This is a genomic window from Spirosoma liriopis (assembly GCF_023196085.1).
Lineage (GTDB): Bacteria > Bacteroidota > Bacteroidia > Cytophagales > Spirosomataceae > Spirosoma > Spirosoma oryzicola.
This window is the reverse complement of the sequence record NZ_JALPRF010000002.1, coordinates 346,043-372,024: the sequence shown is the minus strand read 5'-3', so window position 1 is coordinate 372,024 and position 25,982 is coordinate 346,043. Positions and strand designations below refer to the sequence as shown.

The following is a 25,982-nucleotide window of genomic DNA, read 5'->3' as shown; positions in this document are numbered from 1 at the left end:
CTATAAATACTAAGGAAACTATATGAAGCTGAGAAGACTATTGCCATTATTAATTAGAATGAAGCCGATCACTATCGGTATAATTGTATGTCTTACTGCTTGTTCAACGCCAGCCCAACAAACAACTCTTGAAAAAGAGACAACTGCTACAAACGATAAAAAAGACGTCGAACCTTCCAACTCATACAGTAAGGTGTCTCAAGTGCGAAATCTGAAAACAAGCCCAGATCGCTTAAGCTTGGCAATTGATGGTCAAAGCGACTTATTTTACTACGATCCTAAGGACAAATCAACGCCGGATAATGGAAGTACAGTGATTGTTACGAATCAAGGAAAACGATACAAACGCCTACTTGAAGGGCCCATAAATGCTCAATACCACTTTGCAGCTAAAGGCGATGGAGTTACAGATGATACAAAGTCTTTACAAGCCGCTATCAACGCGGCTTGTAAAGCCAATAACCCAGCAGCTAAAAAAGGATCAAGTCCAGCCAATGGCTCTAATACAGTTTATATCCCGCATGGATCTTATAAGATTACTAATGAAATCTTAATTCAAGGATCTTGTACAATTCTTATGGAACAAGCAAGTAGCTACGGCGGAACCAGGATTCAGCAAATGGCATCGGGTAAACACTTATTTCATATTGTCAAAGATAACGACGGTAGTTCCTCTGGAGTGCACATTATTGGTGGTATTCTAAAGGGAAGTGCATCTACTACAAGTGCAGAAGTAGCTTTAATCTTCGGCGGTGAAGGCGCTTTGAACGCTAACAATAACAGCACGTATATTGATAACGTGTGGTTTCAGACGCCTGAGCAATATGGTATAAATTTTCTAAGGGGCGATGATATCAACATAAGAAATTGCACTTTCGACGTATCCGCTTATCATTCTATAAAGATGGGAAGTTCCTCAAATGCTGTTACTAATTCCAGTATTGTCGGTTGTACGTTTTATGACATACGGGCTGGTGCTATAGATCTGATTAACGTAGATGGTTTAATTGTAAACACTAACAGGGTATACAATAACGCACAGCGGTATACACCTTACTTTCTAAACGCTAACGGGAAAAGCGTCAAAGGGCTGCAAATAAGTAATAATTACCTTGACTATGTAAACAGACTCGTATTCGTAAATCACAATGCTGAAGATGTTTTAATATCAAATAATATGCATCGACATGGTTCGGGACGGAGCATAGAGATTGGGGGAGGTCAGTCTGTTAGTACAATATACATCACAAATAATGTACTTTCGGGAGATTACTCAAAGGAGGTTAACTTGGGAGGGGCCAATGTACCTGATAGCCCTATTTTTTGTTACTCAACTGGTTTAGCCAACTCCCGTATAACAGGTAACACATTTCGCCATATTGGTAAGGGCAAAGGACTAACTCCAATGCTTTTAACAGACAAACGTACAATCAATAACTTTGTATACGATAATATGATCATAGGCTTTGACAACGAAGGGCAAATAGCTAACCCAACCCTTAATCGTACAAAGTAAGCGGCCACTTTTCCTGACCAATTTACAATGAGTAACAAACCATTGTCCTACATCTTAAAAGAAACCTAATCATTAACCGCTTCGTGCAGGATGTGTACTCAAATAAACCTAATTTTTGCCTTTGATGTCTAATAGGAGTACGCACTAAATTTTATATTGCGTAAGTAACTTAGCTCAGTTTTACCTTCGTAACTCCCAAATTATCGGCTGTCAAGCCGTTTGGGAAGAATACACAATAAACGTTACTTAGTTCAGGATGTAGTCCCCCCTATTTTAATCAGTTTCGAGCCGATTAAATAGCACTACCGTTGTACCCCCACAGTTTTACCCATTATCGACAAATAGTCACAAAACCGAGCAGCGGCTATTTCAATGCATAAATACAACTTGTTCTAAGCAGTTTCTTAGTTAGTCTTCTCGGAACTAACTCTCATCTTATACGCATCATACCAGCTAATTAGCTCGTGCTCAAGGTAATTGAATTACGATACCGAACGACCATGTCAATAATAGTTTACTGAATGACATATAAGCGTACCAGTTAGAAAATTTTACTATAATTTATCCAAAAGGGAGTAATTATTAGCTTTAACAACGCCAATTGTCATAAGCTTTTAAAATCATATAATTCGAAAAAGCAAGGTTTACGACATAGTCATTGTCAATCTGGGCTGACATTAGCTTGTCTGACAAATTAAATGGTAATTACAATAATACATTCAAACCGAGAGTCAAGCTACCAAAGTCAATATTGTTAAGTCACCCATATGTAATCGAGCAAAGCTATTTTATAGTTAATAAAGAAGTCTTTATTAACTATAAAATACAAAAAATGAGCAAAAATTAGTCTTACTAGCGTCGTAATAGGCACCGACACACCAACTACAAATTAACGGCCATAACTTAATTTCCGGATCAGAGCCGAAGCGGATCTCACCGTCTTTTATTGTGCTTTTTAAATAACACCTCCTCTAGCATGGCTAACTTTTTACGCTGGTTTTTTTGAACATTAACAAGATCATATACTTTTTTTTGCAATGATACATTGCTCTTCTGCAACTGAATAGTGTACAAAGTCAATTCCTCAATCTTCTCTAATAGAAGGGCGTCAGTCCGATGTAAATCATTCCCTTCCTTCACCACCTCTTCCGCAGATGGAACACCTGGCAAGTGCTTCTCCCGGTTGATGTACCTCTCCACCTCTTTCAAGCCCCGCAGCCTGTAGCCGCTCTCGAACACCCGGTCCGACCAGTCGGTAGTACTCTTCACCGCCACCTTCACCTTCTCGGTCAATACCCCATCAGCTACATACAACCGGTAGCCAGCGGGAGTATTGCTTACGCCAGGACCGATCACTACCCCCCCAGCGTTGGTGTTCACCAGATTGTCGCCTGACGCCTTCCACTGCCCTTCTTCAGCTGCCAGACGGCCCGATCCGCTGAGGCTACCAAGCACTACGTCACCCTGAGCATTGACCGTCAAAAACTTGGTTTGATTGAGCGCTGTTGCCGTCGAGGAAGAGGTTAGATTAGTAAACCGTAAACCGCTGCTACCCGCAGTGCCCTGAGTAATCTCCAGCTTGGCATTCGGCGCGGATGTACCAATCCCTACGTTGGCATTGCTGCCCAAAATTACACTGTTACTGGCAGTGGCCAGGGCGTTGTAGCCTAGCACCGTCACGTTGTTCAAGGTGGCACCAGCCGGTACACCAGCATTGTGGCCAATGAACGTGTTAGCGCTACCCTCCAGATTCTCCCGGCCAGCATAGCTTCCTATGTGGACATTCGAGCCTCCGCGCTTGTTTTTGGCTCCTGCCTCCGAGCCAATGAAGACGTTGAAGTTGCCTTCTGTGTTGGCCAGACCCGCTCCGTTACCGATAAAATTGTTGTTGGCCCCTACGGAGTTGTTTTCGCCCGAGGAGCTGCCGATGAACGTGTTGTAAGCGCCTACGGAGTTGTTGTAGCCGGCTCGTTGTCCCAGGAAAAGGTTGGCAATACCGTTGCTGTTGTTGTAACCAGCGGTGCTGCCGATGAACACGTTGGCACTGCCCGATTGGTTGTTGCGGCCTGCCTGATAGCCCAGAAATGTATTGCCGTTAATAAAAGAAATATTATTTTGTGCCCAACTTTTACTAACTACTACGCTTATGAGGACGACAAAAAAAGCTTTTTGATTCAACATATTACAATTGAAATTTTATACTTTAAGCACTAAAACTAATAGAGTTAAGTAATCTATTATTCCATAGCTCATTCAAGCTTTTGATACAGACATTGGGGTTTGCGACCTAACAGAGTTAATCTGATGAGATGTCAGAGTCCGTTTTTTACTCTAAATATACTAATGAGCAACTGCTTTAAATTATTTTTCGCAAAATTATAACCTACAAGCTATCAAATCTTTACCAATAGAGCAAAATGATCTAATTATAATATAGAACAGAATACTACCTTTGTAGCAAGATATTACTATTTGGACCCGACAGATAATCATACAGTACACTAGTCTGCATACCAATGACTTTTTATGCCTATTAATGTTAAAGACTCTCAGTTTGGTGCAGTTGGTGACGGCTCGAAAGACGATGCCGCTGCTATTCAAAAAGCAATTGATTTCGCAAAGACAAGAAGCGCAAACCCATATGCACCGTATCTCACTACAGTATACTTTCCTGCGGGGTATTATTTAGTTGGTAGTCCGATAAATTTAACAAACGCAACTGGAATCTGGCTTGTTGGAGATGGCGGTTCATACCTAAACACAGTTATTTTAGGTATTACAGGTAACCAGCCTATGTTTGATTTCAGCGGCTCGTCATACTCAGGCTGTGAAAACTTTACTTTCTTACCAGCCGGTAATGCATCTAATTCCTCTACTATAGGTGTTCAGTTTGCACGTACTAACAATGGAGGCCTGAACTGTGGCATTAAAAAGTGTTATTTTCAAATGGCAGACAATGCGTCTGCCAACGGAGGCCTAGGCTCCATAGGGTTATTGAACATTCGTAGCGAAGAATTTTATATTCATGAATGCGTCATTAGAGCTAACGCACCACTCATTTTAAGCTATACATCTAATATTGCTGTTATAGGGGTCAACTACACGGCATCAAGCTCTTATCAGGCTCTTTTAGGTGGTACAGGTTCTATGGGAGTGACTGACATCACTGGCACTTCATTGCAAGCCATTGAAAAGCGTTTGCCTGCCATGATTCTACTTGGTACAAACACTATAAACTTTCAAGGTTACCTCAGTAGGCTTCTTTCTTCAGGAAGTGGATCAAATGAAACAGCTATTTTATGCGCTACCTATACAACAAACCTAAGAGTACATGCTACTATTGAGTCTTTTTCGCGAGCTGTACAAGTTTTAAATAGTGCACTTGAGAACTGTGATCTAAACTTAGTGGTTGCTAATTCTACAACCCCAAATACAGAGTTAGTAGATGTTACAAACTGCTTTGTGTCAGGATTGAGATTATCAGTATCTCAACCAGTTTCATCTGAGCGTAATCGTATCGTAATATATCATGCTCCAGTCGCGAACAACACTCAACAAGCTGTAGGATCGATAACAAATAGTGAAATTACATGCTCAGCTGTACCTAGCAACGAATTTATCATTTCAGCAAATTTGCTTAAGCGCTCAACCAACGTCTTGTTTAATACGTTGATCCCCTTTGAGAAAAGAAGTGGGCGTATCAGGCAGCTAACAAACTCTCGTGTCTCATTTGGAACGGTAGGGTCAATTACTTCAGCTAGTATTTTACAGTTTAGAGAAGCAAGGCTAACAAATGTAAACAACAATAGTGGACACTACCGATTTTGGATCGATGGCACTATAAAAGCAGGAGGATATGGTTCAGGTAAAGCGGCATCTCTATCATTTCAAGCACAAATTATTGTCAATCAAAGATATGATGGAGTTTTAGATCCTTTTTCTAGTACTGTAATTACGCTTGATCAGAGTTCCACTGACCCGAGTTACTTAAGTATTAGTGGGATAGTGGCGAACCTTACATTTACCAATAACATTGGTAGCATTACTCTTTTACCAAGAGTATTAGGAAATGGTACTGGAGAACCTGTTTATTATGAAGGCTTTGTAGAATTCCAAAGTGATTTTTTCATTAACGATCCATTTCCGTTGACTTAGAGATCATTTCCAAAATGAGCGATGCATACTTATTATGCGTTTAAAGCTTATTGGTAGTACCTCATGCCAATAACCTACTCGATACCCCACATATTTGGCAGCCGTCCGTATTAGTTGTTTAGGAATCAGCTTAAGATTTTTAGTTTTTTTCAAATAAGTCCATTCATTTATAACATATTTTAATCCTTCCGCTTCAGCCTTAGTAAAAGGCTGAAGCACTTTTTGTTGCTGTTTATGAAAAGCTCCTATATCAAAATATCGTTTAAATTCCTCTGTTAAGGTATAATTATGGGAATGAAAAACTTCAGCTTCTGCGGTATAAGCGACGGCTTTACCATCCAAAATTAGTCTAGCCGCAACACTTACATCCTCACCAAGAATAGTATCAGAAGGAAAGCCTCCTACATCAAGAAAGTCTTTCTTCCGATAAGCCGCAAAAGAGTTTGAACAGTGACAAGTTTTAATTCCCATCCTAGGAATATCTACCTTACTCTTAATTACACTTTGGTTAGGGTAATTACTTGTCCTTGCAAACTGGCTAAGTACATCCGCATCAGGATACGGTAGCTGTCTTCCATAGGCTATGGCTATATCTTCACGGACTGTCAATGCCTCAACTAATCGTTCGAAAGCATCTGGACGAGCAGGCAAAGCGTCTTGGGTCAGAAAAATAACAATATCATATTTTGCTATAGATACTCCATAGTTTCTAGTTGTTCCATGGTTAAAATCTTCTTTAGGTATAGTAACAACAGGAATTCCATTTTCTGTGAGAAGAGTACGCGTCTCATCATTTGATTCAGAGTCAATTATAATCAACTCATGAGTAAGTGTTTGCTGGCGAATACTCTTCAGTAATACAGGAATATAATCAGCAGCATTATATGTCGGAATAATAACAGATACCATACTGCGAATTTAGCTTATTACACGCGTTAATAAAGAAAACACCAGTGTAATTCTGTTCGAAATTTTACTAAACCAACCATGTGATGTCTCTCCTGTTGGAGAAACATTTTCTCCATGACGAACGTACAAGATTAAGGGACTTTCGTAAAAAAAGACAGTTCCTTTTATTTCTGTAATTAGACCTAACCACCAATCATGCATGTGAATATTAGTAGGAAATGGTAAAGCATAAGTCAAAACACTACTCCTAAATGCAATACAACATCCCATATATGAATTTTTGTATATATTCCTTAAAATTCCATTATGACTTCTACGTAATGAAAAATAAGACGGGTATAATTCATTTAAATCTTTATCAACGACTGTACAGTCGCTAAGTATCAAATCGAACTTCTCCAGTAAACTAACAACTGTGCTTACTTTATTAGGTAACCATACATCATCTTGATCCGAGAGAAAAATATATTCTTTTGTAGAAAGTTTTAGCGCATTTTCAAAATTTCCGATAGGACCTCTTTTTTCTGTATTTTCTACGAAAACAATCCTATTATCATCAAAACTCTCAACAATTTCTTTTGTTCTATCCGTGGAATGATCATCAGAAATTATAACTTCGTCATCTAAACTTAATTGATTTAAAATGGATCTCAGTTGGCGGCCAATGTACTTTTCTCCATTATACGTAGCCATGCATACACTTACATTTTTCATGCATTTACATGTTTGGGGAAAGATATAATGTTATGCCAATCTAATAAAAACTTAATTTTTCTAACAGGGTAGATAAAAATTAAGTAGATACTTAAACATGCAGCTAGAACCAATACAAATAGCTCTACGTCAAGAGCTGGCTCAAAACTTATTAGCCCTAACACAAAAGATAAATCTTGACTTATTGAGAGCTTTCTGGAGTACCTGTTTCCCCTCAGAAAAGCAACGATAAAACTAATTAATAAAGGATAAATTGGTATAAATATTTTCCCTAAAACAAGGGCTTGAAGGGGTAAAATATAATTAGGACCAACAGCAATAGATGATATTACACCATTTTCTAATTCGTAGAGTTTCCACCCAACGCTTTGAGTTTGAATATCCACAACTCTTTTAATAAAAATTCCGAAAGCCGATTTTATATATTCTCCAACTCCAGACTCTATATGTTCAGAAGCATTGTTAGCCAAATACATCTCTAAGCCATCTCCTGCGGCTAACAACCGATTAACCATACTCATCATTCCTTCTTTTATTGTCGCTTCTTTACTGTAAAAGGACGTCACTACAGATCCAATAACCAAAGCAGAAGCAATGAAAATTATGCTGTATCTGTTCAGCTTTTTAAGTTTGTATTCAGAAAAGAAAGGGCGAAATCTATGAACAAAATAGCCATATGCAACTATCAAACCGATTATAGCTGATCGTCCTCCAGCGAAAACGTCCAACAACACATTACCCAACAATATAACTACGATTACGACTCGCCACTTTGGTTTAGTCTTCAGCAAAATAAATGTGTAGTAAATAAAAAAAGGTCTAGCTCCTATCTGTAATATATATTGTGCAAAACTGCGTTCTTCTGTTTGCTTGAACTTGTACAAAAACCACTCTATAACAGCTGGGTGAGAAATAGCGTATGTAAAGAACTCATAGCGGCTTACAATATTCAATATTAAACTGACAACAAATAGCTTAAAGTTTCTATCATCATACAAAGACTTTCTTAGTGTTTCATATGATTGTGAAGTGTTATTCAAAAATCTAAATAGACCTATGACGTATATTATGTATACTGAAATAAAAGACAATCCATCTAAGCTAAGCCCATTAGTAAAAAAATATCCTATAAGTAACGCCATACCACTAGCACACCATATCAAATGAATAAGTAGTGGATCGATTAAAGATGATATTTTGTCTCTCAAAAAGTATATCAAGGATATTGAAAGAACTGCCATCGATAGAAATAGAACAAAAGCGTTATATTTTTCGTAGTAATACATATCTTATGAAATATTTAATCGACAACAATTTGCTAACAAATTTGTTAGCATTTACACTTAGATAATTACCTCTAACAAGGTTTGTCTCTGTTAACGATAAATCTATATCATAACTACTTCCACCCTTTAAGCATTTCGCCACTCTTATATTAAATTTCTCAGACAATAATTTTTCACTATAAATTTTCAAGTTTAGCTCGTAATCAGAAATAATTCTTAAAGTAGAATTGTAATTAAATTTATCAAATAAAAACCGTTTATAAAATGCGGATTGATGGTGTATAGTATTATGAAGTAATATTTTTGAATTCATTTTTGAAACAAATAACTGACCATCTTCATATACTACATCACCATATAGCAAAACAGATTTGGTATTTATCATTAAAGGTTGAATTTGTCTAAGTATATTTGGCATTAATACGTCATCAGAACCTAAAAAATAGATCCATTCTCCTCTTGCATTTCTGACACCTTTGTTCATAGCGTCATATATACCCTTATCGTGTTCGCTTATGTAATACCCTAATCGAGGTTCATACTCCTTTATTATTTGCAGTGTTCCGTCATTACTTGCCCCATCGATAACTATCAGTTCGTAATCACCGTCTTGGTTTATTACGCTTTCGATAGCATTGCGTATATATTTTATACTATTATATGTCACAATAATTATACTAACGAGTGGATTCTTTTCCATTATGGGTACTCAAATTTTACTGTAAAGATCCAACGTTTCTTGTACGGTATTAGTCCAAGAAAACTTCATTAACCTTTCTCTACCTTTAATAACTAATGTTTCTCGAAGCAAAGAATCGGTTAGTATACTCTCTAATACGTCGATCAGTGATTCAGGATCTTCAGGATCAATGTACAACGCAGCATCGCCAGCTACTTCTGGTAATGAACTACGATTGCTAACGATACAAGGACAATCGCAAGCAAAGGCCTCCAAGACAGGTATCCCAAAGCCTTCATATAGAGAGGGGAAGATAAAGGCTGTAGCGTTATAATATAAATTAATAAGTATTCTATCAGTAATAGGTTGCTGCAAGACCAAATCCTTGATGCGCAATGAATCTATCAGCTTATTTTCTTGCAACGAAAAAGGCCCACCGCCAGCACAGATAAGCTTTAATTTATACTTGATTAGAACTGGTGTTACAGCTTTTAGAAACCATATGAAATTTTTATAATGACCACGATTACCAACGAATAATAAGAAATCCTTATGATATGGCATTTCATGATCAATGTTATCTAAGCTATCTAATTTCAATGAACTACCTAAATGTATAACAGATATTTTATTGGGGTTAATATCGAATAATTCCACAATATCATTTTTTGTACTTTCTGATATTGCAATGATAGCCGAAGCTTTTTCAGCTATATTTCTCTTTCTTTTTGTAATCTTATTATCACCTGATAAGTCAACAAATTTATTTGCTAGACGCTCATGGATCATGTCTAGAAATGTCACTACAAAGGGTTTATCCTTAATTACATCAGTGAAATATGGATCATAGTATGTTGCATGAAAAACATCAAATTTTGTCCTTGCCAATTCATAGTAACAGTATATTTTGTTTAATCGGTATTGTATTGATTTCTTTCTATAAAAATCCGATTCTTTTATCAATGACCTCTTTTTACCTTGCTTCTCAGATATATATACATTATCTGTAAATAGCAGTGATAGGTATGCCTCGTTGGTTGATGTCTGGTTTATGCCGTCTATTAGTTCAACAAAGTATCTAGATATACCACCATAGTCTTGTAATGAAAAAGTTTGATGGTCAAAAAAAATTTTCATATAATGTTTGGACCTTATCAGCTAATAATTACAAAATTACGTTTAATTTTCAAAAAGTAAGCATGATCCGCAGTTGGCTCAAACATTGCCAGTCCGTAAGTAGACTTATCATATAGGGCCATCCGGCGGTTCAGCAAAGAAAACTGGCCTCAGATTTAATGGCAATCTATGGCATGGGCCACCCCGCGGATTTGTGTTCGTCGTGCATGCCTGTTATTTAGTTGCGTCGATTCTGCTTGCAATATAAGTCTCTCCGGCGAGACGGTTGCTCAGGCAACCCCACCATTGATCCGGAAACGGATACGTATGAAATTACCCAAGTAAAGGCTTGGAAAGGTTATCAGCTGATTTATATATTACTACAACGAGAAGGCTGGCTTGACAATCATAAAAGGGTACATAAGGTATGTTGTGAAGAAAGATTGTGTCTCAGAAGCAAGCGTCCTTGTCGTAACCGAGCTGCTGCCCATCGCTTATAAGGGTAACAATCCTCTGGTATTCACCAATGCTGGAACAGCCCGCCATAGCAGCATAGATTTTGTTATTGGTCAGTTATTTGACAGACAGAAGATCTAAGGGTTAGCAATAATTGTTAATTATTGCTGCAAGTGTCTGGCGATTCATGTTGGCTAGTCATTGAAAGGGGAAGACGTAGTGGCAATAATGAATGAATCAATCAAGAGACTATCATCTGTGCATTTATATATTTGACTGTACTCAAATGAATTCGACGGGGTCGCCCGGCCCGGTGGTCGACACTAATAATAGGTTTATTCGTAATAGCAGACCGCTCAAAATCGCTCAGTTTATGAGAGGACAGCCACCACTGCGGGCGTATACCAACGGGATAATTTTAGACTTCTCAACACTTGGTAAACTCAAAGATGATCCTTTTAGTTACTGGACCGACAGCGTGGTGTTTTAATGACAGTATCAGAGACAAATGCCTAAAAAATGTGCATCGCTCCGACTATTATGTGTAGGCTGCTAAGAAACTAAGATTTAGCCAGCTTACCAAACAGACAACCATGTCGACTTCCCTACAGTCTCCAGTCAAATTTACGTCCTATAGGCCGATTCAACTCGCTTGGATTTGCTACTTCAGCCTTGAATAGAAATTTGAAATAGCGTTCCCATAGGTAAGATAGCGAGTAATGAATAAGTCTGTAAACAGACTTTATTGAACTGTGAGTAGACTTGTAATATTTGTAGCTTGCGTTTGTTATGGCAAGCTACAAATATTACAAGTCTACTCACAGTTCAATAAGTGATAAAGACCCGAGCCTAACGACTCAACTAAGTCAACATTGCAACAGTTTACCGAGGGCTTTGGTTATGGATTTTAATCGCTCTTCGAATTGGTCAATTCTGTTGCAGTTGTTGCTGCGGAACTGAATCTAGCTAATAATAAGAACAAATAAACGTTCGACCCTCAATCTTTAACCGAAACGGTTTTACTAATATTTTTATTTTTTTATTTTATACTGACCACGTTTCATAAACAACCTAATTCTATCCATTACTGACCTATATACGTAATCGCTTCGAGATAGTAATCCTAAATCGAGCCATAAGCGATAATTTTCCCATATAGCTTTAGCTGTATGAGAAGCTCCTCCTTGCCTAAAATTGGCTATAACACTCTCTATTATAATGAAAGGTACCCCAAACTTCCGTAACCTTAACATTAATTCGTAATCCCCCACATAGTGGTAAGATTCATCAAACACACCATACTCTAAATACAAAGATTTATGTAAAAAACATGTAGGATGCTCAATCATTTTCACTACAAGTTGAGTCGAATTTGTACACTGTAACTCAACTAACATATCATTACTATATGTACGTTGAATCCCATGATATACAGCAGGACCATGAAGGCAATATGCATTAATTATTTGTTCAATCGCTGTTTGTTCATACCAGTCGTCGCTGTTTATAATTCCTATTAGCTCACCAGTACTCATTGATATACCTTTGTTCATCGCATTATATATTCCCGTATCTGCTTCAGAAATATACTTTATAACATGCGGATACTTATTTGAGTACCTTTCTATTATCTCCAATGTAGAATCTGTTGATTTACCATCAACAATTATATACTCTATATTACCATATGTTTGGCTAACAACCGATTTTATTGTTTGCTCGATATATTTCTCGCTATTAAAACAAACTGTAATAATTGAAACTAGAACTGAATTCATCTTATAATTTGTCTTTAATCGCTAGTATCCCACTTTTCTAGAGCTTAAACTAACTAGTAATTAACTAATTTAGTTCAATTCTGCAGCAAATCGGAGTACAAGTCTAATGTTTTCCTCACAGTTTTTTCCCATGTGAACATTTTTAAGCGCAAACGTCCTTTTTCGATAAGATTGTCTCTTAATGTATCGTCTAAAATTAGCTTTTCTACCGCACTGGATATGGATTCAGGATCTTCAGGGTCAATGTACAACGCAGCATCGCCAGCTACTTCTGGTAATGAACTACGATTGCTAACGATACAAGGACAATCGCAAGCAAAGGCCTCCAAGACAGGTATCCCAAAGCCTTCATATAGAGAGGGGAAGATAAAGGCTGTAGCGTTATAATATAAATTTTGTAGAGATTTGTCATTTATCGTTGCATAATCTACTAGATCTTTTATTTCTAACAAAGTTAATAAGCTAGCTTCGGCTCTATTAAAATGCCCTCCTCCCGCACAAACTAACTTTACTTTATATTTTTTCAGAATATGGGCTATTGATTGTAAGAATGGGACAAAGTTTTTGTAACCGTCTCTATTCCCGACATATAATAGATATGGCTGTCTAGCTTCTTTTAAAATAGAATCCGTATTTAATTTAAAAGAACTTGCTAAGTGAATTACACTTATTTTACTAGGATTTATATCTAATATGTTTACTAAGTCTTTTTTCGTACTTTCTGATATTGCTATTATATGGGTAGAACGTTGAGCTATTGCCTTTTTTCTTAATGTAATGGTAGAATCTTTAGCTAGTTCTGCGAACCTATCAGCAAGTAACTCATAATTCATATCATAGAAAGTAGTCACAATTGGTATTGGTACTGATGCGGCTGAGTTTACTAAAAAATCACTAAAATATGTTGCGTGATAAATGTTATAATTACCTATTTTAAAGTCTATCTTATTAAATAATTCGTTAGATTTCACTAACAATCGATGTCTTTTTGAGAATGGGTACGAATACTTTTTTATGTTATACTCTTTTAAGTGAATATTATTCGACCAAAGTACCGACAAATGAGCTGTGTGTTCACTTTGAATATTAATACCATTAACTAGTTCACATATATACCTCGATATACCCCCATATAACTGGTTAGAAAAGGTTTGATGATCAAAAAATATTTTCATTGTAGATAAAGCTAAAGATTTATATCACAATTATACAAATCTTTTTGTCTTCTCTCAAACCTTAGTTAGCACTTCAAATACTATTTAGGTTGTTTAAGCTATGTTTGTATGCTGAAATATTACTCTATACCTTAAATTATGACACGCGAGTATACGTATATTAATGCAGCTGTAATAAACTGTAAATCAGCAATCTGATTAGATACGAATATTACTAACCTATTTACGTATCTATAAGCAAACTATTTAGCCCAAATTCCTTGTTTATTACCAGACAACAATCTTTGAGCTTGTATTTCCCCTAACACAGAACCAATTAATAATGAGACGCTTGTGGCCAAAATTACACCTGCACTTCCCATATTCATAGTTTTACCAAATAATATAGCTAAAGGTATATTTATAATAGCAGAAAATGATGCGTACAATAGTTGTAGTCGTACCTTACCTAATCCGTTAGAGACAGTTACAGTAATTGAATTCCAAGAACTGATTATAATAAAGATACCCATAAAAATACTTAAGCGTTGGGGTATAATTACCCGCTGACCAATCCAGATTGAATATACCTGATCAGACAGAGTAACCATAACGACAACCACAAGAGTTAAACCTATCCAAATAATTTTTAATTTACGGTATGTCTCACTCATCCACTTACTATCATTTTTAGCAAATGCTTCTGTGAATGCTGACCAATATGGAGCTATTATAATAGTAAATATAATATTTATAGAATTGAAATATTTAAAGGCTATATTGTAAGTCGTCACCTCAGATGCGCCAAATAACTGGCTAATGATAATATTATCCGTATAGAATAATATTATTACTGCCATTTGAATCACAAAGAATTTATACCCTAGAGACAATAGTTCTTTTGCATATCTAAGGTTAATAAATCTAATTGCAGGAGTATATATTTTCAAGCTAGATTTGTAAAGTACATAGCTAAAAGCTACGAGAACAACTATTGGACTAAAAGCAGTAACTAATGCTATATAAACTAAGTTTCCAGTGGTAAAATAAGTTAATGTATAGGTTCCGCATAATATAAGCACATTAGATATTAAGTTTATTAAACTAACTTGGCCAGATTCCTGAATTGCAAGAAGAACATAAGATAGTATATCAAGTACTAATTTGATGGCTACTGCTGCAGCCATTATTAAAACAATAGAATATAACTGTTCATTATTAACATTAGTGTTTAATATAGTCTGCCAAGGTAAAAAGCGCAATACTGAGAAGAAGAGTAAAACTAGGCCTATTTGTATCATTCCAAATATGAAGTATGCCGTACTTATATATGTACGAGCTAATTCTACCTCTTGCTTGGAGATTGCTTCAGATAGTTTATTTCGTAATCCGTTTCCTATTCCTATATCGAAAAAGCTAATCATTGTAACAATTGAACTTATTGTAAGCCAAGCACCATATACTTCATTCGATAAATAATCGATTGTCATTGGCACTAATACCAAGGAAATAAGCATACCTACTCCTCTAACAAATAGACCAACCATAGTATTTAGTTGAATCTTACGAGTACGTGGGTGAATATTTCGTATCTTTCCTCTTAAATAATGCAATGAACTAACTCTCATAATATACTTTGTGCTATGTTTTTCTCGATTTCAAATCGATTTTCAACCATTAACCGGCCGACATCTTCCATTTTAAAACGGGCTTCCCATCCTAATTGATGTTTAGCCTTACTTGGATTTGCATGCCCTTCTACTATATCCGTTGGACGAAAAAAAGAAGAATCCGTGCGGACGTAATTGTGCCAATCAAGGTTAAGCGTATTGAAAACGATACGAATAAATTCACTCAATTTGTGCGTCTTACCCGTAGCAATTACGTAATCGTCTGCATTATTTTGTTGAAGCATAAGCCACATAGCTTCAACGTAATCAGGCGCCCAACCCCAATCCCTAGCAATGTCTATATTCCCTAAGGACAATATTTCTTTGCTGCCGTTAGCAATACGACAAGCAGCGGCTACAATTTTTTGTGTAACAAAACGCTCTGGCCGTAATGGAGATTCGTGGTTAAACAAAATACCCGTGCTTGCGTATAATTGATACGCTTCTCGATAGTTCGCGACTTGCCAGAAAGCAGCTGCCTTAGCTACTCCGTATGGACTTCGTGGTCTGAACGGCGTAGTCTCATCAGCTGCTAAGCTACCTGTATCGCCAAAGCACTCGCTGGAGCCGGCGTTATAAAACCTAATTGGAAGATTTGTAAATCGTATTGCCTCCAACAGGTTTAACGTGCCAACACTAATACTTTCAAGTGTTTCAACAGGTTGATCAAAAGATAAACCGACTGAGCTTTGTCCCGCTAAATTATATACCTCGTCTGGCTTTACTTTTAGTAGAGTTTGTAATACACTCCGAAAATCATTAATGCTAATAGATACTAACTGTACGTCCTGTTGGATACCTAATAGCTTAAGGTTTTTTGACGAAGTCATCTGAGCATCTCGTGAACCACCAAATACTGTATAACCTTTTTTCAGTAAAAAATCAGCCAGATAGGACCCGTCTTGTCCTGATACACCGCATATTAGTGCTTTTTTCACAAAACAGTTATTTTAAGTGTAATTTCAATAGGCGTATTCCATAGATAACGCTCCCACTAATAGCACCGACAATAATAAATCCTAGCAAGATTGCTGCGCGGTTCGGTCCGCTTTTACGCAATGGTATGGATGCAGGTTCAAGTGTTTTAAAAATAGGTGACTCTTCTGACACTTTGATTTTTGCCTGCTCAAGTTGCTTTGATAAATCGTTGTATACACTTTGCGCAAGCAAAAAATCTCCTTGCAACCTCTGCTCTTCGATTTTAGCGGTATTTAAAAAGACACCTCGATTCCTGTCTTTGTAAATAGATAACGCTAGCTCAGTTTCTTGATATCTTCGTCTAGCTTCATTTACTTGACGAGTTAAGAATTGAACCTGGTTGCGCGCCTTTTCAGTGCGATAACTTGTTATATAATTTGTTAGGTATTCTAAGGATAAACGTGCAACATCAGCGGCTGCTATTGGATCTGATAACTTAGCTGATACAGTAATAATACCAGTTTTCTTATCATATACTGATGAAACAGCATTATGAACAGCTTTCACATCTGCTTCTTGCCTCTTAGTAAGCTGTAAAGCTTTTAAACCCTTTTTATGTACAGTTGACGAATTCTCTTCTTGACTATTTTTTGAGGAAAGCAATTTCGTTATTAATGACTTTTTATCTTGTTCTTCAAAGAGAGTGCGCAATGATGTATCTCTTCGTAAAAAATCAGAGTAGACTTTCTGATCTAATATATGAAGAGCAAAAGGTATACTCTTTAGTACGTCAGGGTAAATGTCCGGACGAATTGCATCCATACCCGATCCTTGTGCGCTACCAATATCAATTCCTGCCAAACCGGCTAAAGATCCTAACCCACCTAAATTTGCTGCACCTTTAGCTTGTATTTCAGGCATCACTGTAACTTGTGAGGTATAAATATTAGGCTTAGAGAATGCATACAAAGTACCTATCACAAAGCCAATTGAAGCGCCCCATAGTATCCAGCGTCGACTAGCTCTTAGAAACTTCAATATATCGCTTAGCCGAATTTCTATTCGATCATCCTCAAAGCTCACTTCTCTTCTATTCTCTGTAGTTGACATATCCATAAGAAGATTAGCGAACTAAGACATTAACTAAAGCGATAGACACCGTTGCTAAAAGAGAAAAAATGCCAATCCGTTCAGCAGCGGTCAAGCGATTTGTGTCTAAAGGTTTGAATGGCACAACTACCGTCGAGCCAGGCTCTACTTGGGGTCTTGAATTAAAAAAAAGAAACTTGTGCGTTCTGTCTTTACGACCATTCGGATAGATCACGTATGCCTTGTTTTTCCTTGCATTCTCAGTAAATCCTCCAGCTTCACTAATATAATCGTTAAAGTTGTATTCAGATTTAAAGCTAACAGATGATGGATTTAGGACTCCACCTTGTACCGTAACAATTTCAGACCGACGAGGAATCAGTAGAGTGTCGCCATTTTGAATCAATAAATTTTCTTCAGCACTAGGATCGTTTAATGCATTCCTTAGGTCGTTACCTATCAGTTGTCCCTGACGTCGAAGCTGGGCTCCAGAAATATACGCTTCGGGCTTTATCCCTCCCGCTCGTTTAATTAAGTCGCTAATACGCTCCTCTCGACTGTAAATAGCGTAATTACCAGGTTGCATAATTTCTCCTAGAATAGTTACTTGCTTCTGGGCTTCATAATTAATTGAAGTCCTTACATAAACTATATCGAAAGGTTGAAGCCGAAACTCGGGCGAATTACTTTCTAAAGAAGTTATCTGAAGATTTCGATCTATTGAAAAACGATACGTTTCTAGTATCGTTGTGCGTACTCCCGATGAGTCCTGTCGAATGCGACGGGCCACTTCAACCAAGTTTGGTTTAGCGCCTTCTTGAAACCCACCCGCTTGGGCAATTAAATCAGCTACCGTCATATTATTTATATAATCGACAGTGTCAGGATTGTTAACAGCTCCTTCGATAGTTACATAATACCGCTCACGTAAATCCCGTATCGACAACACCGTCAAGCTGTCTTGGCGCTGAAGAGGTATATCGGCAATTTCTCCCCGCATGAGTTTACCTAGATCAAATGAAAGGTTCTCTTGATCCATATCAGCCCGTTCCCTTAGAATGGTAGCCCGATTGGTAAACGCATCTTTGCGCAGCCCATCCGCTCGAGCTATCAGTTGTTTAACAGTTTCCAGACCGGGCTCTAGGGCATAATCACCTGGGCGCATAACAGCCCCTGCTATCTGGATTCTGTTTTCGTAACGCTCTAAGATTTTTCCAACTATAAATTTGTCACCTCGTTGTGGCACAAAGCTAGCTACTTGCTCTTCTGTAATGGTAACAATCCGCCGTTCACGAGTTGTGTTACGTCGAAGCGTGATAGAAGCTCGATAGGCATCGTCACCAAAACCGCCAGCAAACGCAAGAACATTCTTGAGTGTTTCACCCGGTAACACTTCAAAGATGGCTGGCCTTCTAACCTGCCCAGTTAATTCAACCCGTGTCTCGTAATCAGCGACCCGAATAACATCCTGATCCTGCAGACGAATGTTATCGCGCTGATCAGCACGTAAAATGAAATCGTACAAGTCAATCGTACGTATAACGCGGTTACCTCGTATAATATTGATTTTCCGAAATGATCCTGTTTCAGGGTTCGGTCCACCAGCCAAATAAAGGGCGTTGAAGGCAGTGCCTAATGACGATATTGTATACGTACCGGGGTGAACCACTTCTCCAACAAGAGTAACACGGATGCTACGGATATTGGTTAGTGTGACGTTAGCAGTAGTACCACTGCCCGCTTGTCCAAGCCCCTGATAGCCTCCTTGGCGCAAACGAGCGATAATACGTTGCTCTGCTTGCTCAATCGTAAGCCCTGCGACAAAAATGGGCGGTAGGTTGGGTACTTTTACAGTACCATCGGGTGTTACTTTTAACTGAAACTCGCCAGTTGACGCTCCGGAAATATCAATTCTTATTTCGTCGTCAGGTCCAACAACGTAATTACGAGGAGTGGCTATACGTAAATTTGGCTCGAAAGAGAGATTGGCGTTTTCAAAAAGAGAAGCACCAAAAACAGGTAAGCCACGGCTAGTATCTTTTCGAACATTTCTTCCTGGTACAGAATCCACTCGACTCGAAAGATCGTAGGGAAGCGTACGTCCTGTTGAGTTTGCTGTTTGGTTTTGCGGTAACGAGGTCAATGTACGAATCTCATTAATACGTTTCCGCATCTTAGCTATATCATCTAATGTATAGCCTTGTGACATAGCCGCTTGCTCAATTTGGGCTTCACTGAGACCGCTGGCCTGAGCTCTCCGATAAAAGTTCTGTACATCTTCGTCACTTAATTGATCAACGCGAGAACGTGGTCTCTGAGCTGAAGCTTGCTGTATTCCCGTTAGCAACAATAGCACCAAACCAAGATAAAACGGGTTTATAAACTGACTATAACGTGACAATTTGTCGGTGGTACGCATGAACAGTGGCTTTGGGCCAATATTTGATTCGCAAAAGTAATAGAATACTCTTAAAACATTGTTCCCACATACTAAGCTGAGCCTAACATAGGTAATACTTACCTTGTAGTCCCATCCTAATGCACTAAATTTGTAGAAAAATAAGTCGTTCGTCATCAGTAATTAGTTCCTAAAGAGCGGAATTGATTTAGACAGCGGACGAGTAACGACTAAACGAAATGATTAATCTGATAGCAAAGTTCTTCGGCACTAAGTCGCAACGAGATATCAAGGAGTTGCTTCCTTACGTTGAGAAGGTGAATGCCGAATTTGCCCGGTTAAAAGACCTGTCCAACGATGAATTGCGTCGGGTGTCAGCTGAATTGAAAGCCCAGATCGCGGATGAACTTGGCGGTATCGATAACCAGCTTGCGGAACTCAATGAGTCGGTAAACCATCCCGAAGTAGACGTTAATGAAAAAGAGCGTCTATTCAACCAGATCGATAAACTGGAAGCAGAGCGAAACATTGAACTGGAACGGGTGCTGATGGACATTCTTCCCCGCGCCTTTGCGGTGGTTAAGGAAACAGCCCGGCGGTTTACCGAAAATGATCAATTAACGGTTACAGTTACCGATTTCGATCGTGAAATTGCTTCCCGCAAAAAGAACGTTACCATCGATGGCGAACAAGCTCACTGGGCTAATCGCTGGGACGCGGCTGGGTCACCCATTAAGTGGGATATGGTCCACTACAACGTTCAGATTATCGGTGGTGTTGTACTTCACCAGGGGAAAATCGCGGAGATGGCTACCGGTGAAGGTAAAACGCTTGTAGCAACGTTCCCCGCTTTCCTGAACGGATTGGCCGGTCGCGGTGTACACATCGTAACCGTCAACGATTACCTGGCGAAGCGTGACTCGGAGTGGATGGCTCCTCTTTTTGAATTCCATGGAATGCGGGTGGATTGCATCGACAAACACCAGCCTAACTCCCCCGCCCGTAAGCAGGCTTATCTGGCCGACATTACGTACGGAACAAATAACGAATTTGGCTTCGATTACCTGCGTGACAATATGGCCCGTGAAACGGGTGAACTGGTTCAGCGGAAGCACCACTACGCAATGGTGGATGAAGTGGACTCAGTATTGATTGACGATGCCCGGACTCCGCTGATCATTAGCGGACCTGTACCCCGTGGTGATGAGCAGGATTATATTGAGTTAAAGCCTCGGGTATCTCGGGTAGTTGAAGCCCAACGGAAACTGGTCTACGATTACCTCAACGACGCCAAAAAGAAAATTGCGGCTGGCGACGAAAAGGAAGGCGGTTTGTCGCTGTTCCGTGCCTATCGTGGTTTGCCAAAGCATAAACCGCTCATCAAGTTCTTGAGTGAAACAGGGAACAAAGCCTTGTTACAAAGAACGGAGTCTATTTATCTGGCCGAGAACCAGAAATTAATGCCGGAAGCGGACGCACCGTTGTATTTCACAATCGACGAGCGGCACAATAGCATCGATCTAACCGAAAAAGGTATTGATTTTATCACCGGATCGGGCGAAGATCCAAACTTCTTTATCCTGCCGGATCTGTCGATCGATCTGAATGCGATTGATAAAGACAGTGATTTCTCGGAGCCGGAAAAAATTCTGCATAAAGAAGCTGTAGTACGCGACTACGCCGTCAAAACGCAGCGCATCAACACGGTTAATCAGTTACTGAAAGCATATTGCTTGTTCGAAAAAGATACCGAATACGTCATTATGGACGGCAAGGTAAAAATCGTGGATGAGCAGACGGGTCGTATCATGGAAGGCCGCCGGTGGTCGGATGGGCTGCACCAGGCGGTGGAAGCGAAAGAAAACGTGAAAGTTGAAGACGCTACCCAAACCTACGCTACGGTTACGCTACAGAATTACTTCCGGATGTACCACAAGCGGGCGGGTATGACAGGTACCGCTGAAACGGAGGCCTCTGAATTCTGGCAAATTTACAAAATGGACGTCGTGGTTATTCCAACCAACCGTTCTATCAGCCGGAAAGATGAGGAAGATAAAGTTTATCGTTCGGTACGCGAGAAGTACAACGCCGTTGTCGATGAGATTACGAGTCTGGTCGAAAAAGGTCGTCCTGTTCTGGTTGGTACAACTTCGGTTGAAAACTCTGAGCTGCTGAGCCGTTTGCTCACGCTTCGTAAGATTCAACACCAGGTTCTGAACGCGAAGTATCACCAGCGCGAAGCCGAGATTGTTGCGACTGCGGGTCTGCCGGGTACGGTGACGATTGCTACTAACATGGCTGGTCGTGGTACTGACATTAAACTGACGCCCGAATCGCGGTCGGCTGGTGGTCTGGCCATCATTGGTACCGAGCGTCACGAATCGCGCCGGGTTGACCGGCAGTTACGCGGTCGTTCGGGTCGTCAGGGTGACCCCGGTACGTCGCAGTTCTTTGTATCGCTCGAAGATAGCCTGATGCGTTTGTTTGGTTCTGAGCGAATCGCCAAAGTGATGGACCGTATGGGTCTGGAAGAAGGTGAAGTCATTCAGCATTCCATGATCACCAAGTCGATTGAACGCGCGCAGAAGAAAGTCGAAGAAAACAACTTCGGCATTCGGAAACGGCTGCTGGAATACGATGACGTGATGAACTACCAGCGGGAAGCGATTTACAAACGGCGTCGGAACGCGCTCTTCGGCGATCGCTTACCACTCGATATTGCCAATACGATGTATGACGTTGTCGAAGAAACCGTCAACAATGCGGAGGGCAATTTTGAAGAGGTAAAACTTCAGCTGCTGACAACGCTCGGCTTTACGCCAGAAGTGACAAACGAAGAGTTTAACCGGTTGAAGAAACCTGAGTTGACCCGGCGTTTGTACGACGAGGCAGAAGCCCATTATCAGGCGAAAAACGAAGCTATTGCCGAGAAAGCATTGCCGGTATTAACCCAGGTCTGGAACGAACAGGGTCATCAGATCAAAAATATTGTCGTGCCTTTCTCCGATGGACTTCACGAATTGACGGTCGTTGCTGATTTGCAGAAATCGGTCGAGTCGAACAGCCGTGAAATCGTGACCGAGATGGAAAAAGCGGTTACGCTGTCAGTCATTGACCAGGAGTGGAAGGAACACCTTCGCGAAATGGACGATCTGAAGCAATCGGTGCAAAATGCCGTTTTCGAGCAGAAAGACCCCTTGCTGGTGTACAAGTTTGAGTCGGTAGAGTTATTTAAGCGATTCCTGACCAAAGTAAACTTCGACACAATCAGCTTCCTGACCAAAGCAGATATTCCAGCCCAGGAAGCCGAAGAAGTACAGCAGGAAATTCGGCAGGCACCAGCCCAGCGTCGGCCAGAACCGCAGCCAGAATTGCACACAAACATAGAGGACTTTGATGACGACCATCTGGCGACCGGTCCTGAAGAATACGCTCGTCGGATGGCTGAAAATAACGCGATGGGAGCAGGCGCTCCGCCAATGCCTCCCCAGCTACCAGCACGGGTGGCTAAGATGGACCGGAATGCCCGTGTTAACGTTCAGTATGCCGATGGTTCGATCAAACGCGACGTTAAATTCAAGACGGTTGAAAATGATGTCGTAAGTGGAAAAGCGATGCTCATCGAATAACCTGAGCATACTTGTCAAAACGCCCCCCGATTTGTATATTCGGGGGGCGTTTTTGTTGATATACGAAACGTCTATTACCAATACTGAGCCCTTTCAAGGCAAATGAACAACGTATTCTTTGGATTGATTTTAGTTGGGCTGCTCTCGTTTGCCCCCCCGGCTACCCCTATCCGACTTAGTTCTCAATCGCTGCCCTTTACGCCTAAAGAATTCTACATAGCGACCGTTACTGATCAGCGGCCCGAACGAGGTCCCGTTGCCCGCCTGGCGCTAGTGCTTAACCAGCCTGTGCAACCTGTTGATTTGGAGGACGGCGTTGCTACGCACATACGGCAATTTATCAATCAGAACATGAAGCAGAATCGGTCGTTACGGCCGATTGCGATGCGTATCCGCCAGTGCAAAATAACGGAGACAGCCAGTGGCAGTCGAGTAACCGGTCATTTTACGTTTAGCGCTGCTTTTGAATTATTGGGCAAAGATGATACGGGAACTGAGACGAGCACCCGATTGACCGAGTATCAGGGCAGCGCGAACTACACCCGACCGCTCGGCCAGACTGCTGTTGTTGAGCCAACCATTCGGCAAGCGCTTGTGGCTTCATTGCGTAATTTGAACGATTATATGAATCGGGAAAGCGGTAAAAATGAAAGGCTGGCGAAAGATCTTAAGGTTACGATCATTGATGACAATCGCATTACTGACGATGACACGGTACACTACAATCCAGCTCGCAAATTAACATGGGCCGATTTTCGGGCCGAACCACGCCGGGGTAGTCATTATGCCGCGGAAGTATTCACCAGTTTTGCCTACGAGGGCAAGAGCAGCGTAAAAGATGGCATTATTAATGTCAACCTGACAGTAAAAGGATACATGCTTAAAAATTCCTCCTGGGGAAGACCCGAGGCCAAAAACGACTACGCTTTAAACCACGAACAGCGCCATTTTGACGTTGCCAAAATAATTGTCGAGCGGTTCAAGCGTAAAATTCAGCCGGACAGCCTGACGCTGGAGGATTACAACAGCATTATTCAGTACAAATTCATCGAATCTTTTCGGGAGATGAACCACATGCAGGAGCAGTACGACAGTGAAACCAATCACGGAATCAATCAGGCAGCGCAGGAACGCTGGAACCAAAAATTAGATGCAGAACTGCGCGCTTTTGGTGTAAAGAAATAAATCGGCTGCCAACCTGCCTCCGGCGACCTGATAGGCACATCCATCTAGCTCTCACTCTTTAGGATGAACAAAGTCCGTATTCTGCACGTTAGCACAGCCCACCCATGCCAAGACCCGCGATTAGCCTACCGGGTAATTCCGAGTCTGGCACCGCACTACGACCTAACGGCGGCCTTACCTCATGTGTCAACAGGCTACAGAAACGGAGTCGATTACCGCTGGCTTCCCAAATTTAGGCGTCTGTTGTTCCGCGTTCTGGTCAGCCAGCCTTTCGTGCTTTGGTACGCCTTTCGACTGCGTCCTCAACTGCTTCACATATACGATCCTGAACTTCTCCCGTTAGCCCGTCTTATTCAGCTGGCGCTAAGTATCCCGGTCTTGTACGAAGTTCACGAGAATCTGCACAAAAAGAAGCACGAGAAAGCGACCAATCAGGGGGCTGTTTTCATGTGGCTGTTCTTTTTGTTCGACGCGATGGCGCAACGCCGGTTTCACCTCATTTTTACGGAACACCGCTACCTTGACACCTATACAAACCTGGCGAAACCATACACCATCATTTATAATTATCCGCGGTTGTCTTTTCTGGATGTTTTTCGTAGTCCCTACACACCCAATCAGCAAGAGCCAATCTTTTTTTACATCGGCTGGATAAGTTTTGAGCGCGCTATCGACACGTTAGTTGCAGGCCTGGTTCTTTTGAAAAAACGCCACCCTCTTTTCCAGGTTCATTTATTCGGGGAACGGACTTGTACAGATGAGCAGCTCAAGGAGCTACCCGGTTTTGCGTATGTTCAAAATAATCTGCATTTTCACGGCTATGCAGATCAAAAGAAAGCGCTCTCGTATACATCCCAATGTACAGCTGGCCTGGCTTTGCTCAAAGCCGTTGGTGACTACCCCGACTCCTACACAACCAAGATGTTTGAATACATGGCCTTAGGTTTACCGGTCATAACCTCAAATTTTCCTCTTTACCGCCACGTTGTAGAGCGTCACCAATGTGGCTTGTGCGTTGATCCTACCGATCCGGTACAACTGGCTGATGCGTTGACCTTTCTTATCGAGAACCCAGCGCAAAGCTACAACATGAGCCAGCGGGGACGCCGGGCGGTAGAAACAGAATATAACTGGAAAAGCGAAGCCCATAAGCTGTTACGCTTTTATGAACTTGTTTTTCGAGAAGGCAAGCAAACAAAGATTCGGGCATAAATAATTATACATTTCCACTTATTTATAGTATTGTTCCAATGTTTGATACTACGCTTTCACGGAAGGATTTAACTTTCGGCGTTAATTCAGGTTTTACTCGGATTAGCCTTACTTTATT

Annotated in this window: 17 protein-coding genes and 1 pseudogene; 6 read left to right on the top strand and 12 right to left on the bottom strand. The window is 40.3% G+C overall.

Features of this window, described 5'->3' with window-relative positions:
- Nucleotides 1-22 precede the first annotated feature (22 nt).
- Entirely contained in the window at nucleotides 23-1,516 is a 1,494-nt protein-coding gene (locus M0L20_RS10650) for a glycosyl hydrolase family 28-related protein (protein ID WP_248476907.1), read from the top strand.
- Nucleotides 1,517-2,449: 933 nt separating this feature from the next.
- On the opposite strand, the gene M0L20_RS10645 is transcribed toward M0L20_RS10650, so the two are convergent.
- A complete protein-coding gene (locus M0L20_RS10645; protein ID WP_248476906.1) occupies nucleotides 2,450-3,697 on the bottom strand; it encodes an autotransporter outer membrane beta-barrel domain-containing protein in 1,248 nt (415 codons plus the stop codon).
- A gap of 345 nt (nucleotides 3,698-4,042) precedes the next feature.
- On the opposite strand from M0L20_RS10645, the gene M0L20_RS10640 reads away from it, so the two are divergent.
- On the top strand, nucleotides 4,043-5,671 hold the full coding sequence (locus M0L20_RS10640; protein ID WP_248476905.1) for a glycosyl hydrolase family 28-related protein: 1,629 nt from the start codon (nucleotides 4,043-4,045) through the stop codon (nucleotides 5,669-5,671).
- Nucleotides 5,672-5,674: 3 nt separating this feature from the next.
- On the opposite strand, the gene M0L20_RS10635 is transcribed toward M0L20_RS10640, so the two are convergent.
- From M0L20_RS10635 to M0L20_RS10615, 5 genes are read right to left on the bottom strand one after another with little or no spacing between them, the layout of a single operon-like run.
- The gene (locus M0L20_RS10635; RefSeq protein WP_248476904.1) at nucleotides 5,675-6,580 is read right to left on the bottom strand and encodes a glycosyltransferase family 2 protein; all 906 of its coding nucleotides are present in this window, start codon (nucleotides 6,578-6,580) and stop codon (nucleotides 5,675-5,677) included.
- A gap of 9 nt (nucleotides 6,581-6,589) precedes the next feature.
- Nucleotides 6,590-7,294 (bottom strand): glycosyltransferase family 2 protein, encoded by a 705-nt coding sequence (locus tag M0L20_RS10630; RefSeq protein WP_248476903.1) that lies wholly within the window; start codon nucleotides 7,292-7,294, stop codon nucleotides 6,590-6,592.
- A complete protein-coding gene (locus M0L20_RS10625; RefSeq protein WP_248476901.1) occupies nucleotides 7,291-8,535 on the bottom strand; it encodes a hypothetical protein in 1,245 nt (414 codons plus the stop codon). The genes M0L20_RS10630 and M0L20_RS10625 overlap by 4 nt, the downstream gene beginning before the upstream one ends.
- A 22-nt stretch (nucleotides 8,536-8,557) precedes the next feature.
- Nucleotides 8,558-9,280: a glycosyltransferase family 2 protein gene (locus tag M0L20_RS10620; RefSeq protein ID WP_248476899.1), complete on the bottom strand. Its 723-nt coding sequence runs from the start codon at nucleotides 9,278-9,280 to the stop codon at nucleotides 8,558-8,560.
- Between the two features lie 9 nt (nucleotides 9,281-9,289).
- Nucleotides 9,290-10,396: a glycosyltransferase family 4 protein gene (locus M0L20_RS10615; protein WP_248476898.1), complete on the bottom strand. Its 1,107-nt coding sequence runs from the start codon at nucleotides 10,394-10,396 to the stop codon at nucleotides 9,290-9,292.
- Between the two features lie 335 nt (nucleotides 10,397-10,731).
- Between M0L20_RS10615 and M0L20_RS30475 the strand changes: the two are divergent.
- Nucleotides 10,732-10,869, top strand: a pseudogene (locus tag M0L20_RS30475) (IS3 family transposase); the annotation flags it as partial.
- A 993-nt stretch (nucleotides 10,870-11,862) separates the two neighbouring features.
- On the opposite strand, the gene M0L20_RS10610 reads toward M0L20_RS30475, so the two are convergent.
- From M0L20_RS10610 to M0L20_RS10585, 6 genes are all read right to left on the bottom strand, one after another.
- Complete coding sequence (locus M0L20_RS10610; protein ID WP_248476896.1) at nucleotides 11,863-12,609, bottom strand: glycosyltransferase family 2 protein; 747 nt, start codon at nucleotides 12,607-12,609, stop codon at nucleotides 11,863-11,865.
- 74 nt (nucleotides 12,610-12,683) lie between these two features.
- A complete protein-coding gene (locus tag M0L20_RS10605; RefSeq protein ID WP_248476894.1) occupies nucleotides 12,684-13,784 on the bottom strand; it encodes a glycosyltransferase family 4 protein in 1,101 nt (366 codons plus the stop codon).
- Nucleotides 13,785-14,026: 242 nt separating this feature from the next.
- Entirely contained in the window at nucleotides 14,027-15,391 is a 1,365-nt protein-coding gene (locus M0L20_RS10600; protein WP_248476892.1) for an oligosaccharide flippase family protein, read from the bottom strand.
- Nucleotides 15,388-16,371: a GDP-mannose 4,6-dehydratase gene (locus M0L20_RS10595; protein WP_248476891.1), complete on the bottom strand. Its 984-nt coding sequence runs from the start codon at nucleotides 16,369-16,371 to the stop codon at nucleotides 15,388-15,390. The genes M0L20_RS10600 and M0L20_RS10595 overlap by 4 nt, the downstream gene beginning before the upstream one ends.
- Nucleotides 16,372-16,378: 7 nt before the next feature.
- Nucleotides 16,379-17,461 (bottom strand): Wzz/FepE/Etk N-terminal domain-containing protein, encoded by a 1,083-nt coding sequence (locus M0L20_RS10590; RefSeq protein ID WP_248476890.1) that lies wholly within the window; start codon nucleotides 17,459-17,461, stop codon nucleotides 16,379-16,381.
- 13 nt (nucleotides 17,462-17,474) lie between these two features.
- Nucleotides 17,475-19,859 carry an SLBB domain-containing protein gene (locus M0L20_RS10585; protein ID WP_248476889.1) on the bottom strand — a complete coding sequence of 795 codons (2,385 nt, stop codon included), beginning with the start codon at nucleotides 19,857-19,859 and terminating at the stop codon, nucleotides 17,475-17,477.
- A gap of 218 nt (nucleotides 19,860-20,077) precedes the next feature.
- Here M0L20_RS10585 and secA point away from each other — a divergent pair, with 218 nt between their 5' ends.
- From secA to M0L20_RS10570, 3 genes are all read left to right on the top strand, one after another.
- Nucleotides 20,078-23,467, top strand: coding sequence for a preprotein translocase subunit SecA (secA, locus tag M0L20_RS10580; RefSeq protein ID WP_248476888.1), 3,390 nt, complete (start codon nucleotides 20,078-20,080; stop codon nucleotides 23,465-23,467).
- Nucleotides 23,468-23,569: 102 nt separating this feature from the next.
- Nucleotides 23,570-24,652 carry a hypothetical protein gene (locus M0L20_RS10575; RefSeq protein ID WP_232560870.1) on the top strand — a complete coding sequence of 361 codons (1,083 nt, stop codon included), beginning with the start codon at nucleotides 23,570-23,572 and terminating at the stop codon, nucleotides 24,650-24,652.
- A 63-nt stretch (nucleotides 24,653-24,715) separates the two neighbouring features.
- Nucleotides 24,716-25,864, top strand: coding sequence for a glycosyltransferase (locus M0L20_RS10570; RefSeq protein WP_248476887.1), 1,149 nt, complete (start codon nucleotides 24,716-24,718; stop codon nucleotides 25,862-25,864).
- Nucleotides 25,865-25,982 lie beyond the last annotated feature (118 nt).